The 13,873-nt window shown below is 45.6% G+C and carries 11 protein-coding genes; 4 read left to right on the top strand and 7 right to left on the bottom strand.

The features are described 5' to 3' along the window. Positions 1-197 precede the first annotated feature (197 nt). Positions 198-2,525 (top strand): DNA phosphorothioation-associated putative methyltransferase, encoded by a 2,328-nt coding sequence (locus D0A34_10640; GenBank protein ID UNU19264.1) that lies wholly within the window; start codon positions 198-200, stop codon positions 2,523-2,525. A 155-nt stretch (positions 2,526-2,680) separates the two neighbouring features. Then, positions 2,681-3,271 (top strand): hypothetical protein, encoded by a 591-nt coding sequence (locus D0A34_10635; GenBank protein ID UNU19263.1) that lies wholly within the window; start codon positions 2,681-2,683, stop codon positions 3,269-3,271. Positions 3,272-3,357: 86 nt separating this feature from the next. Here the strand turns inward: D0A34_10635 and D0A34_10630 are convergent, their stop codons facing one another. Together D0A34_10630 and D0A34_10625 are read right to left on the bottom strand one after the other, a co-directional pair. Then, on the bottom strand, positions 3,358-4,530 hold the full coding sequence (locus D0A34_10630; protein UNU19262.1) for an arsenic-transporting ATPase: 1,173 nt from the start codon (positions 4,528-4,530) through the stop codon (positions 3,358-3,360). A 306-nt stretch (positions 4,531-4,836) separates the two neighbouring features. Further along, entirely contained in the window at positions 4,837-5,229 is a 393-nt protein-coding gene (locus tag D0A34_10625) for a DUF2358 domain-containing protein (protein UNU19261.1), read from the bottom strand. Between the two features lie 137 nt (positions 5,230-5,366). On the opposite strand from D0A34_10625, the gene D0A34_10620 reads away from it, so the two are divergent. After that, on the top strand, positions 5,367-5,975 hold the full coding sequence (locus D0A34_10620; GenBank protein UNU19260.1) for a thiol:disulfide oxidoreductase: 609 nt from the start codon (positions 5,367-5,369) through the stop codon (positions 5,973-5,975). Between the two features lie 255 nt (positions 5,976-6,230). On the opposite strand, the gene D0A34_10615 is transcribed toward D0A34_10620, so the two are convergent. The 3 genes from D0A34_10615 to D0A34_10605 form a co-directional block, all read right to left on the bottom strand. Beyond that, complete coding sequence (locus tag D0A34_10615; protein UNU19259.1) at positions 6,231-7,655, bottom strand: NADP-dependent isocitrate dehydrogenase; 1,425 nt, start codon at positions 7,653-7,655, stop codon at positions 6,231-6,233. A 430-nt stretch (positions 7,656-8,085) separates the two neighbouring features. After that, positions 8,086-8,703, bottom strand: a complete 618-nt coding sequence (locus tag D0A34_10610; protein UNU19258.1) for a DedA family protein — start codon at positions 8,701-8,703, stop codon at positions 8,086-8,088. Positions 8,704-8,877: 174 nt separating this feature from the next. Beyond that, positions 8,878-10,155: an adenosylhomocysteinase gene (locus D0A34_10605; protein ID UNU19257.1), complete on the bottom strand. Its 1,278-nt coding sequence runs from the start codon at positions 10,153-10,155 to the stop codon at positions 8,878-8,880. 222 nt (positions 10,156-10,377) lie between these two features. On the opposite strand from D0A34_10605, the gene D0A34_10600 reads away from it, so the two are divergent. Further along, positions 10,378-10,854: a hypothetical protein gene (locus D0A34_10600; protein ID UNU19256.1), complete on the top strand. Its 477-nt coding sequence runs from the start codon at positions 10,378-10,380 to the stop codon at positions 10,852-10,854. A 752-nt stretch (positions 10,855-11,606) separates the two neighbouring features. On the opposite strand, the gene D0A34_10595 is transcribed toward D0A34_10600, so the two are convergent. Next, positions 11,607-12,299, bottom strand: coding sequence for a PEP-CTERM sorting domain-containing protein (locus tag D0A34_10595; protein UNU19255.1), 693 nt, complete (start codon positions 12,297-12,299; stop codon positions 11,607-11,609). Positions 12,300-12,925: 626 nt separating this feature from the next. Next, the gene (locus D0A34_10590) at positions 12,926-13,525 is read right to left on the bottom strand and encodes a sulfite oxidase-like oxidoreductase (GenBank protein ID UNU19254.1); all 600 of its coding nucleotides are present in this window, start codon (positions 13,523-13,525) and stop codon (positions 12,926-12,928) included. Positions 13,526-13,873: the final 348 nt, after the last annotated feature.

The following is a 13,873-nucleotide window of genomic DNA, read 5'->3' as shown; positions in this document are numbered from 1 at the left end:
GGCTCCTAGCCGATATTAGTCGGCGATTAAAATCGCCCTTACAAAAACGAAGTTCCTCTCTAAAAGACTAAGAAATAAAGCGGTACGGTACGGAGTCTGCATCCTACATATAAAAAATCTAGGAAAATTTTGTTTGTTTCTTCACTCCGTGTCCTCTGCGTTCTCTGCGGTTAATTAAAAAAATAATTAATTTAGCTATGAATTACGATACCAGTACAAACACTATTTTAGATAGCGATTCATTAGAAAATGATGAAAAACGGCTAACGCCTTTGATGATTTTTGCTCGGGAAATTTTATTGTATGAAAACAAGGTTATTTCTGAGCAAGATTCTGTAAATGCTGTGCCGTCTCCGCTCGATGAAATAACTAATTTATGTGTTGACAATCTCCTAGCAAAAGTGGCTCGCTGCTGTCGGGAAAGCAAGGTGGGAAAAAAATTACCGACGGCTTTTTACGTTCACGTTTCGGCTTTGCAGACACTCAGCCCTGTCCTCGTAATCTACGAAAATTGTGCCAGACGCACTCTCGAAAATATTGATGAAGCAACTTTAGTTAAAGTTTCACTCCATCAACCTAAAATATCTTATCTTTTTTACCCTGATTTCGATACAGATGCTCATCCTGCTTTGCAAACCAGCATCCAGATTAATCTAGCAACAGGGGAAGTTAAATATTTTGATTACAGCAACAGCGAAAATCCCCCTGTTTTGCACCGCAAGGAAACTTTTGTAGCTGCGGATTATCCCAATTACGAAAAGTTTGCGCGGCTGACTCGCTGCGAGGAAAAGTGGGGGCTGCTTGACAATACTAGCGTTATCGGCACTCGCGAAGGTTGGCTCAAATATTTGGGATATTGCGGTGTAGAAATCCAAGATCATACTGTTGTCGAGCGTTTGAAACAGGAGAATAGTGAGTTATCAATTCCTAAGATCGAGCGACACAAAGCTGCAATGGTGCGCCACTCTCTTTCTAAACCCCTGCGTCTGGTTTTAGAAGCTGATTTAGTGAGGGACGGGGCGACTTTTTTTGACTACGGTTGCGGCTACGGCGGGGATATTAAATATATTGCACAACAGGGTTATGCTATTTCTGGTTGGGACCCATACTATCAGCCGGATACTCCGCGAGTTTGTGCGGATATTGTGAATATTGGTTATGTGATTAATGTCATTGAATCTTTGGCGGAACGACGAGACGCTTTGCTGAATGCTTGGGATTTAACTAAGAATTTATTAGTTGTGGCTGCTCAGGTTTTGATTGATGATAGTGATCGAGGCCAAATTGCTTATGGGGATGGGGTGATTACTTCTCGAAATACTTTTCAGAAGTATTACGAACAAGAAGAGTTGAAGGTTTATATTGACCAAGTTTTGAATGTTGATGCAATTCCTGTGGCTTTGGGAATTTATTTTGTGTTTCGGGATGCAGCGGAGGGTGAAGGTTTTCGTGCTTCTCGGTTTCGATCGCACTTATCGACTCCCAGAGTGCGATCGCAAGTTAAGCGGTTTGAGGATTATGCGGAAATGCTCGCTCCTTTGATGGCTTTTGTGAGCGATCGAGGCCGCCTTCCGGTTAAAGGCGAACTAGCGGAAGAATCGGCGATTAAGGAGGAATTTCACAGTTTTAATCGCGCTTGGAGAGTCATTTTGCAAGCAACGGATGCGGATGATTGGGAGAGAATCGCCGACAAGCGCCGCCAAGATTTGCTGGTATATCTCGCTCTCAACGGTTTGGGCGATCGACCTTCGATGCGCCGACTCCCGGCTCAAATCCGCAACGACATCAAAGGTTTGTTTGACAATTATCAAAAAGCTTGCACTTTGGCAGATTTAATGCTATATAGTTTGGGAAAACCTGATATTGTGGCTGACTGCTGTGAAGATAGTGCGATCGGCTACAAACAGCCCGGTTCCCTTTCAGTTCACGTCTCCGTTTTAGAAGAACTAGACCCTTTGCTGCGTCTGTACGAAGGCTGCGCTAACCGCACAATTGGCAGGCTTGACGGCGCGACAATCATCAAGTTTTACGCTCGCAAACCTCAGATTTCCTATTTATTTTATCCCGATTTTGACACTAACCCGCATCCAGCCCTCCACACGGCTATGCACATACATTTGCGCGACCTTTCTGTCAGCTATCAAGACTATTCTGATGTGTACAATCCGCCCATTTTAGTGAGAAAAGAAGCTTTTGTTAGTCCTAATTATCCCCATTATGAAAAGTTTGCGAAACTCACCCGCCAAGAAGAAAAGTTAGGCATTCTCGATAGTGGCGCAGTTAAGAAACATCGGGAATGGGTTAAGTGTTTGGAGGAAAACTGCGTTAAAATTAAGGATCATAAGTTGTTTTGGCGATCGAATGCTGATTCAGAAAAATTGAAAATGCTGCAAAAAGCTGCCTCGGAACGTCAGCAGAAAAAGATTGAGTTGAATCCAGGAAGGAGTGAACAAACCGCAGAGGACGCAGAGGAGGGAAAAGAAGATGGACAAAAGGTTCAGATTGAAGCAGTTGAGCGTGGTTAGAATTGCTATAATCACCTGAGCGATCGTTAGAGTCGATAAAAAGTAGCAGGGAAAGAGAGTCAGCACCCCGCTTTAATTTTAGGCGCTTAAAACCGCTATCTCGCTTTCCTCTGAACTCTCGCATAGACTGAGTTTCCAGCTTCGGAGCTTTTCTCATGAAAATAATTTGGGAAAGAATTGATAATTGGCTGGCAGCCAATGCACCTCAAGTGCTGAAAAGTCTCAGACCCGGCGCTACTGATGAGGAGATCGATCGAGCAGAAGTATTCTTGGGTGTAGAGTTTCCCGAAGATTTCAAGCTGTCTTACCGCGTGCATAACGGTCAGGATGAAGAATCTTATTCCCTGTTCCCCAACTTGGAGTTCCTCTCTCTCCAAAGCGCGATCAAAATATCTGAAAAATGGCAGGATTGTTCAGACGATAATTTTAGGTGCGATCGTGACGACATTTTTGAAGGAATCTGGAACGGTTGGTGGAACCCGAATTGGATTCCATTCACAATGGAAGGCAATGGTGCTTGCGAATGCGTAGATTTAGCCCCAGCAGCAGGCGGAAATGTTGGACAAGTCATTATTGTAGAGTGGCAGGAGGCTACTAGAGGGCTTATTGCACCTAGTTTTCGAGTTTATCTGGAAACCTTTGCAGATGCACTAGAACGAGGAGACTATCGGTTCTCTGAGGATGGTTATGGGTTAGTCGATCTAGTTGACTTTGAAATACTCGATCGCGCAGTTGGTAATGGTTGATACCCCCCATAGACTGCACCCAATGTCCTCCAGAGAGACAGGACTTACGCAGGTACACTACATATAGCGTGCCTGCGTAAGTTCTGTTAAGCAAACTTAATCTTCAAATAATCATCCTCCATCTTCGCCCCTGAAGGTTGCAGCGCCGCTAAAGCTTGGGGCAACACCAAATTACGGCGGTGATTCCCAATCCGAACATTCAACTCATCTCCCGTTTTGCTCAACTGAATTTGATCCTTAGCAATTCCGGGCAAATACAGTTCAAGACTATATTGATTGTTTTCCTGCACGATCTTAATCGTATTTTCTTTGTAATAAACTTGACTGGGGTCTTCGTCTTTGTAAAGCGTTTCTTTCAACCGTTCTAAAGCTGCCAAACCGCACATTTCTTCTGAATAAAGTGGCACTTCCTTAACTGGCAGCGGCATGAAATCTGAGTGAATTTCCTGACGGTACTGTTCCTGGCTTTCTTTCCACCGTTTAAAAAATGGGTCAGTTACTTCTGCGGGAATAATCCGGTTAGCTACTACTAAATCAGTGGCTACATTGTACAAACTCAAATAGGCATGAGCGCGCAGAGACTCTTTAATTACCATTTTTTCTGGATTGGTGACTAACCTTACCGAAGTGACAGTATTGTCAGTTAAAACCTTTTCCAAAGCTTCGATTTGTTCGTAAAATTCGTAAGGTGCATCCATCACCTCTTTGTCTGGTAAAGAAAAACCTGCAAGTGGTCTAAAAATAGGTTCAACTAAAGGCCGAAGGGCGGCTGATATGCCTTGCAGCGGCTTGTAAAATTTTCTCATGTACCAGCCGCCAACTTCCGGCAAACTTAGCAGTCTCAATGCAGTGCCAGTTGGGGCAGAATCGATAATTAAAACATCAAATTCGCCTTCGTCATAATGCCGCTTCATTCGCACTAAACCGAAGATTTCATCCATTCCTGGCAAGATGGCTAATTCTTCAGCTTGCACCCCTTCGAGTCCCTGTGCTCGCAAGACTTGAGTAATGTAGCGCTTAACTGCTCCCCAATTGCCTTCTAATTCCCTGAGAGCGTCTAATTCTGCTCCCCACAAATTCGGTTTCACCAGCCGCGAATCGTGTCCGAGTTCCATGTCAAAGCTGTCGGCTAAGGAGTGAGCGGGATCTGTACTCAGCACTAGGGTTTTGTATCCCAATTCGGCACATCGCAGCCCAGTCGCAGCGGCTACAGAGGTTTTGCCGACGCCGCCTTTTCCGGTCATTAATATTAAGCGCATTGATTGTTTAGCTCGCCTGAAAATTCTTTACTTCTTTATTGTAACGTTCTGTAACAGAGATTAATTTACTGGGGGAATTAATTTGGGCGACAAGCAGCCGCCGGACACAGCATATTTTCGGTCATTCACGAAATTGCTGCCATGTCAAGCTCAGTTAAAATCATTTATTTCAAATATCAATTGCCGCGCCTAAAAATCCATCAGCGTTCATCTGTGTTTATCGGCTAATATCTGCGGTTAAAAAAGGGATATTGCTCTTGAAACACTATTTTTTTTTGCTAAAAAACCTCAGAAAAATTTTAATTTTCAAACATTACTTTTCAGAGGAAATACAAGCTGTTTGAGCACATCCAACCGCGAACAGTCCCAGTAATCAATGTGAGAAACAATTAAACCGTCGCTGTTGACTTTCAGTTCGCTCCTACCGGCGATCGCCATTTTCGGTTTCCAAGGTAACGGTGCGATCCAGCTCAGAGTCCAGCGAGTTTCTATAGTATCTCCCGACTGCGAAATCCCGTGCAAATCGAGATTTACATCCTGAAAAAAAGTCCCCATAAACCCGATCATTTTGCGGTAGCGATCGACTCCTGTAAATCGATTCACCGGATCTTCAAAATAAACATCTTTTGCATAGATGCTGTAAGTCTGATTATCGGGAAATCTTTGATAATCATCTTTGAGAATTTCAATAATGTCCATTTCGAGCGATCGTTATTCTTCTATTATTAAAATAAAATTTTAACACAAGAGATCGAAAATCCGCAATTCTCGTCCAAATTGTGATAATATATAGGGTTATTTCCTGCCTTGCCAACTTTCAACTTAACATCACAACTATGATTGACCTCTACACTTTTACCACACCCAACGGTCGCAAAGTCTCGATCATGCTCGAAGAAATAGGTTTACCCTACAACGTGCACGTCATCGACATCACAAAAAACGACCAATTTAGCCCAGAGTTCATCGCCATCAACCCCAACAGCAAAATTCCCGCCATAGTCGATCGAGATAACGGCATCACCGTCTTCGAGTCCGGCGCTATTCTAATCTATCTTGCCGAAAAAAGCGGCAAATTTCTTCCCACAGACAAACAAAAATACTTTCAAGTTATAGAGTGGTTGATGTTTCAAATGGCCAGCGTCGGCCCGATGTTTGGTCAGCTAAACCACTTCAAACGCTTTGCACCCGAACAAATTCCCTATGCGATTGGGCGCTACGAAAAAGAAACCTTGCGCCTCTACGGAGTATTAGACACTCAACTAGCAAAATATGAATACATCTGCGGCGACTATTCGATCGCCGACATTGCTACGTATCCCTGGGTTGCTATTTACGAATTTCAAGGATTAAGCCTCGACAACCACCCCCACCTCAAACGTTGGGTAGAAACCTTGCAGAAGCGTCCCGCAGTTGAGCGCGGAATGGCTGTTCCATCATTATAAACCCCCCATCTAAATTGTATTTTCGGGGGGGGCGGGACACCCCACAAGCAAGTTGACTTTTGTGGAACGGGCTTCTAGCCCGTTCTTAATAAACAGCGGGCGTGCTAGAAGCCCACCCCACAAGCAAGTTGACTTTTGTGGAACGGGCTTCTAGCCCGTTCTTAATAAACAGCGGGCGGGCTAGAAGCCCACCCCACAAGCAAATTGACTTTTTGTGGAACGGGCTTCTAGCCCGTTCAAAAAAAGCCCTCAAACTCAATCCGCGAAATGCTTAATAATCGCCTCAGCAAACTCCGAACACTTCAACTCAGGCACCGCCGGCTCCATCAACCTCGCCAAATCGTAAGTAACTTCACCGTTAGAAATTGCCGCTCCCAAACCCTTCTTAATCAAGTCTGCTGCTTCCTGCCATCCCATGTATTCTAACATCATCACCCCGGACAAAATCAGGGAACCGGGATTGACTTTATCCAAACCAGCGTGTTTCGGTGCAGTGCCGTGAGTCGCCTCAAAAACTGCACATTCATCACCAATATTCGCACCAGGGCCCATACCCAATCCACCCACAATGGCTGCGGCCGCATCGGATAAATAATCCCCGTTCAGATTCATTGTCGCCAAAATCGAATACTCGGCCGGTCGGGTTTGAATTTGTTGGAAAATACTGTCAGCAATTCGGTCGTTGACCATGATTTTTTCTTTCCACTGACCGCTGCCGTGACTCTCCCAAATTCCAAACAGAACGTCGGCTACTTCTTGACGAATTTTGGCTTGTTTTTCTGGGGTCAAAGCATCGTATCCCGGGTCTATTTGGCGAGCATTATCTTCTAAGGTAATGTCTGGACTTTTTTCTTTGTTGCCCAGAATCCAAGACTCTCTTTCCGTTACGCACAGTTCTCGAAACTCGGTGGTTGCTAATTCATAACCCCAATCTCGGAAAGCTCCTTCAGTATATTTCATGATGTTGCCTTTGTGCACCAAAGTCACTTGCTGCTTATCCTTTGGCAACCGTAAAGCGTGGGTAAGGGCGCGCCTTACTAAACGCTGAGAACCTGTTTTGCTAATGGGTTTAATTCCGATTCCAGAATCGAGGCGAATTTGTTTTTTGCCATGTTCGGGTGTTGCTGGAATTAACTCATTATTGAGGAATTCAATCAATTTTTTGCCGATTTCGCTGCCTTTGGCCCATTCAATTCCGAGGTAAATATCTTCTGTATTTTCCCGGTAAATAATTACATCTAGGAGTTCAGGAGTTTTGTGTAGCGATGGTGTTCCAGCATAATATTTGCAGGGTCGCACGCAGGCGTAAAGGTCGAAGATTTGCCGCAAAGCTACGTTTAGCGATCGAATGCCGCCCCCTACCGGCGTTGTCAGCGGCCCTTTGATGGCGACTCCGTATTCTTTGATGGCGTTTAAGGAATCCTGGGGCAGATATTGGTAAGTACCATAGACATCGCAGGCTTCGTCGCCTACATAGATTTTAAACCAGTTGATTTTTCGATCGCCACCGTAAGCCTTTTCTACCGCAGCATCCATGACTTTCTGGGATGCAGGCCACAAGTCAACGCCGGTACCGTCGCCGCGAATGAAGGGAATAATCGGGTCATTGGGGACGATCGGCAAACCGTCTTTGAAAGTAATTTTAGAACCTGTTGTCGGGGCTACAATCTTTTCGTACATATCTTAACAGCGCGGATAGGAATGTTCCCTATTTTGCCACGATTATCTGCCTAAACCTCAACCAATCTTAAATATTTGTATAAATTTAAGTTGGATTTTTGGGCGATCGGCTGCCCGTCACTGTGACTTTTGGGCGAGCGCCAATTTAAAAGTTAATTTAAAAAAGTAGCAAAGATAGCAGAAGTTTCTATCAAATCTCCCTCTCTATCTTTCAGCGCTACGGTTGAGAATATGCTGGAAAGAAGTCAGTGGATTTTAGATTTTAGATTTACTCCACCGATGAATCTGGGAGGTTGAACCTTAGTCTAAAATTTTTGGCTGAACACGACTCCTGTGGGAAAGTTGTATGCGTTTTTGGGCGGGGTCAGAATGGTGATTGTAGCCGCCGCTGAACGCAAATAAACGCAGATTATTTTCACAAAATTTGCATTTATTTGCGATATTTTTCCCTCTGCATATTCTTTTTGACAACCCACAATATAAACCAAATGACAATAATCACCACAACTATTTTGGAAACCGGGCCCAGATAATCCTCTACAACGGTATAATTTTCCCCTAGTTTATATCCGGCAAAAGTCAGGAAACTTACCCATAAAAGAGTGCCTCCTGTTGAGTATAGTAAAAAAGGAATTAAAGGCATATTATTGATGCCAGCGGGCAGGGAAATCAGGGTGCGAACTCCCGGTACGAGGCGACACAAAAACACGGCTTTGTTGCCGTGTCTGTTAAACCATCTATTTGCTTTGTCAATATCAGCGCCCGATACTGTGATCCACTTGCCGTATTTGTCGGCTAAATTCCTCAAGCGTTCTTCGCTCAATAACTTACCCGCATAGTACCAGGGAAGCGCGCCCAGAATTGTACCGATTACTCCTGCTGCGATCGCCGGCGCTAACTGCATATCATCACCCTTTGATGCCGTGAATCCTGCCAGCGGCATAATCAATTCTGAGGGTATGGGCGGGAAAAGATTTTCTAAAAACATCAACAGGCCAATTCCGAGATAGCCCATCGACTGCATTGTGTTAGTTATCCATTCAACCATTTTGATTTAATAATTTGGTAAGAAGAAGTCAGTAATCATTAGTCAGTAGTCATCACTCGTTCCTAGGCTGTGCCTAGGAACGCATATCTAGAGGCTCTGCCTCGACTCCCCATGAGGGAGGCAGAGCCTCCTTGTATTCATTCCCCCGCACAGCGTGGGAACGATAAACGATGATTAAGTGCCCGAAGTCCAAGAGTTTGTGTACTCAATTTGTTCTGCCGTCAAGGTATCAATGTGAATACCCATTGCTTCCAATTTGAGACGGGCAATTTCTTTGTCAACTTCCACGGGGATTGAGTGAATACCAGGCTCTAGTTTGCCTTTGTTCGTAACCAGATATTCGCAGGCTAAAGCTTGGTTAGCAAAGCTCATATCCATCACGGCGCTGGGGTGTCCTTCGGCTGCTGCCAAGTTGATCAAACGACCTTCGCCCAATACAATAACCGACTTGCCATTATTGAGGTGATATTCTTGAGTGAAAGACCGGACTGTTTTCACGTCGGTGCTTTTTGCGCCGAGGGATTTGAGGTCAATCTCAATGTCGAAGTGACCGGAATTGCAAACAATTGCGCCGTCTTTCATGGTCTCGAAATGTTCCGCACGAATGACGTGTTTGTTGCCCGTAACAGTAATGAATATATCTCCCACTGTTGCTGCTTCGTCCATCGGCATGACGCGGAAACCGTCCATCACGGCTTCGATCGCCCGAATCGGATCGATTTCGGTGACAATTACGTTAGCACCCATACCACGGGCGCGCAGTGCCGTGCCTTTGCCGCACCAACCGTAACCTGCAACCACAATGTTTTTACCGGCTAACAAAATATTGGTAGCGCGGATAATGCCGTCTAGAGTAGATTGACCGGTGCCGTAGCGGTTGTCAAAGAAGTGCTTGGTGTCGGCGTCGTTGACGTTCATTGCGGGGAAAGTCAGCACGCCGTCTTTCAACATAGCCCGCAGGCGCACGATGCCTGTGGTAGTTTCTTCGGTAGTTCCGATTAAGTCGGAAATTTGGTTCGGGCGGTGCTGGATTAGTGCCGCTACCACGTCGCTGCCGTCGTCGATGATAATATTGGGGCGGTGGTCTAGGGCTGTGTAGACGTGACGTTCGTAGGTAGCTGCGTCTTCTCCTTTGAGGGCGAAGACGGAAATGCCGTAGTCTTCAACTAAGCAAGCCGCTACGTCATCTTGAGTGCTCAAGGGGTTGCTGGCGATCAGTACGGCGTCGCCACCGCCGAGTTTGATGGCGATCGCCAAATGAGCGGTTTCTGTGGTTACGTGGCAGCAAGCAGCCAAGCGAATGCCAGCGAAAGGCTTTTCTTTAGCGAAGCGTTCTTGAATTTGCCGCAAAACGGGCATTTCCCGGCCGGCCCACTCGATGCGTTGCTTTCCCAAGGGGGCGAGGGACAAGTCTTTGACTTCGTGTTTAATCTTGACGGATGTAGCAACCATGTATGTTATTTCTCAGAAATCATCAAACTTTGTTAGTTTTAGCAGATTAAGTCATCGGCGGGCAAGTGCTGTGATTTTACTCGATCGGGCTCGGCGCTGCTAATCTTAAATTTTGATTGTGTTTTAATGATTAGCGAACGAGTCGATGGAGTCACCCCCACAGTGAGAGTCAAACATTCCTGTCGGCCGATCGATCTCAATCTTTTGTGTTAGCGTGGCGTTCTGGAATTATTTGACACTCTCACTTGGGCTGCTGGCAGTTTGAGCGCCTGCGTGATTGCGTTCCCAGCTTGGCGGCCTGCAGATATCATCAGTTGGTTAGGACTTGGTTCAGTAGCGATTAGTTTCGCGTTCCAAGAAATCTTCAAATACTTTTTAGGGGAAATATTGTTGCTGTTGCACGAACCGTTTCAAGTAGGCGCTCAGATAATTGTAGAAAACTTTGAAGGTACTGTTGAAAAGATTTTGCGGCGTTCAACTCAAATTATTAGTGATCGGGGAGAGCGAGTTATCGTGCCGAAGGCGATCATATTTACCAATTCAGTGCGGGTACTAACAACCCTTCCACACAGGCGAACCAACCTGCGTTTAATTTTAGGCTACGAAACCGGCCTTCCTGAGCAATTGAAACCTTGGTTAAAGCTATTTCCGAAGTCGAAGGCGTTTTGTCCCAAACAACTCGAGAAGTTGATAGTTTAGGCATTAACCAAGGTTCTTTACATCTTATTCTCCGCTTTGGAAGCTGCCGGAACAAGCACAGGTGCGACGGACAAAAACCGTGGTTGTGGTGGCGATTAAAGTAGCGTGCGTCCGGGCCGACATTAAAATTCTTGGCGTTGCACAATTTGAGGATGATTATTGTGGGGAGTAGGGGTTAGGCGTCCCGCCTGCTGTGAAAATACACGCCTTCGGGCTCATGGGCCCGTCCCACAAAACAATCAAAATCATCCCGCTATTATGCAACGCCAAATTCTTCAACCGGTATCGGTGACTTTGTACGATCGAACACTTTACCGTGAGTGAGTTTTGAATTTTTAGTTGGGAGAGGGAGAGAGTGGGATAGTCGGAGAGTGGGAAAAATCGTCTTGCTTAACGCTTGACTTCTTCACGCTTGACTTCTTCCCTCAACACCCATCCCTTAAATCCCGTACACTGCGCGTTCCCGAACTTCACCCTGATATCAAATCCGCGCTTCATCGTCGGGCGTAAAATCAAGTCAATCTCCAACACTCAACCATTATTCAGTTTGGCGATCCCGAGTCAACAGTCAACAGTCAACAGTCAACAGTCAACAGTCAACAATCATGAGGAGTGCAACCAGAATTGATATGACTTCTCCCTTCTGACTTTTCAAATCAAGCAAAAGGCGAGCCGATTTCTCATTAGCGCGCCTCCTAATAGAATTTTATTTGGTCAAACGTAATTCAGCACATAGTTCGGGTTGAAAAATATTATGAAGTCGTCTTGCTAGCACGGCGGCGACGCGCTGCAACCAAGCCACCCAAACCGAGAGCCAAACCAGTCATTGTCATCGGTTCTGGAACTGCTTCTGCGCTCACTGTGAAGTCTTGGAAGTCTGAGTCGTTGCTGTTACCGCGATCGTCGAAGCCAATTAGCGTGCCTCCGTTAAACAGAGAACCCAATCCGTTTGTGAATTGTCCGGCTGCTTGGAATGTGTTAGTTGATTCTCTGTCGAGCGCGTTCCACAGTTGCGATTGCCCGCCAAACACCGCTTGCTGGCTGCCGCTGTTCAAGCTTGAGGTCGAGTAGACACTGCCACCCCAGCCGCTGTCGAGCCCCAAAGTGTAAATTTGATTTGCCAGGAATGTGAATACTACCGAGCCAGAACCCACGACTGTATTGCCCAGAGTTCCTTTCCATTCGTTTTCCCACTGGTTGTCTGAGGATTTAGTTTCCGAAAACAGGGTCTTAACTAGAGAGACCGCCGAGTCCTTCACACTGTAGATTCCCAAAGAGGATTGGTACATACCGTGAGATTGTTTGAAGTTAAGCTTGATATCGGTATCTTTGTCGAATTGGATGCCGGTGGTACCAAAGGAAGCGGCTTGAGCTGGAGCTCCGGCGCCAAACAGAGCTGTGGCGGCTGCGGTAGCTGTTAGGGCGGATAAGAGTTTGGTATTCATAACCTGTTCCTTTTGTGCGAGGGTCTTAATAATTTCATTATGCGATACTTTTTTTGTATTTGGGGCACTTTAGGTAAAGTTTGACCTATTCTTTATCAAGCCTTTACATAACCTTCACAAATGCTCTCGATAGCCTCGGCTCGCGGGCGCTCGCTCCCTAAAAATACACACCAAATAATTATAAAAATTGTGGCTTGAAACCTTGCAGTTGCGGGCATGGGAGCGTGGGTAAGCCCAAGTGATTTAGAGCGGGCTTCTGCTAATTTTTTATTAGATTCTGAAGTCTAAATCCTCCACAGCAAACACTTAAGTATAAATACGGTAATATTCGTGTGTACTGATAGTTAAAGGAGTTTTCTATTAACCAGAAACTGGGAATATTTGTTTTTTGGGACTTGTATAGGGGAGTTAAAGTAGTTTATCTATCGGGTAAATTACCTACAAAATGCGATCGTTGGGTCTACGTATTTTGGTTGAATTAAATAGAGCGCGTGGCGTGACATATCCTAAAGATGCGATCGAGGAGATGCAATTTCCACAGACTGAAGCGGTAAAAGAGCGGATTGCCCCTCCACAAAGATTGTATAGAGAAGTTCTGGACCAGTCTTTGCTGCCGATCGACCGCATCAAAACAGACCGCTGTACCGTTCCTCTGCCCAAGGTTCGCCCCGCTGGTGATAGCCGTTGCGTTCCCAAAAACCGAGTTCTTCGGTTTCTGTAAACTCCAGGCCGTTAATCCATTTAGCGCTTTTCCAAGCGTACAGGTGGGGAACTACGAGCCGCATTGGGCCGCCGTGGTCTGCGGATAGAGGTTCGCCGAAGACGGTGTGGGCGAAAAAGTTTTCTTCTCGGAGGAAGTCGGCGATCGCAATGTTAGTAGTGTAGCCGCCGTAGCAGTGTTCCAGGACGTGCAGAGCTTTCGCATCGACTTCTATGTAGTTCATAAAATCTGTGACTTTGACTCCCGTCCACTGCACGTCGAGTTTTGACCACCGGGTGACGCAGTGAAAATCCGCCGTAAAGTTACTTTGGGGCATCGCCTGGAAGTCCGACCAAGTGAAGGTTTTTGGTTTTGCTAATCCCCAGACTTTAAATTCCCAACTCTCAATACTGACGGAGGGTGTATCGCCGTAGGTCAGCACAGGAAAGCCGTTGGCGAGGTATTGACCCGGGGGGACGCGATCGCTGTTTTCTAATTCTGGCTTGCGAAAAAATTTGCCCAGCATTGATTCACGCTCTACAGTAACTGACTGCAATCCTGAGTATAACTTGCAGAGATGGGCGCATCGCAATTCATCTCCAGGTAGAAAGCAAAAGCACTTCTGTAGAAATAAAAAAAATCCCTAAATTCTACCTGATGCCAACCTAATTCTGCCTTCGGAGATAGCCGAAGCTAAAAATTACCAACTATTATGATTCCAGCGTAAGTAGCTAGGCGCTGTAAAACGCAATTATGTAAACGATTGTAAAGTATCCAAATGCCCTAAGTGTTGCTAAGTCAGGCCTGTTTACATACTGTTATATAGCTGAGTTTAATTCCGCCTATATACTTATTAAGTATCTAATCTTACATT

The sequence above is a fragment of the Microcoleus vaginatus PCC 9802 genome, from assembly GCA_022701275.1.
GTDB classification, from domain to species: Bacteria; Cyanobacteriota; Cyanobacteriia; order Cyanobacteriales; family Microcoleaceae; genus Microcoleus; species Microcoleus vaginatus_A.
This window is presented reverse-complemented; position numbering and strand designations above follow the sequence as displayed.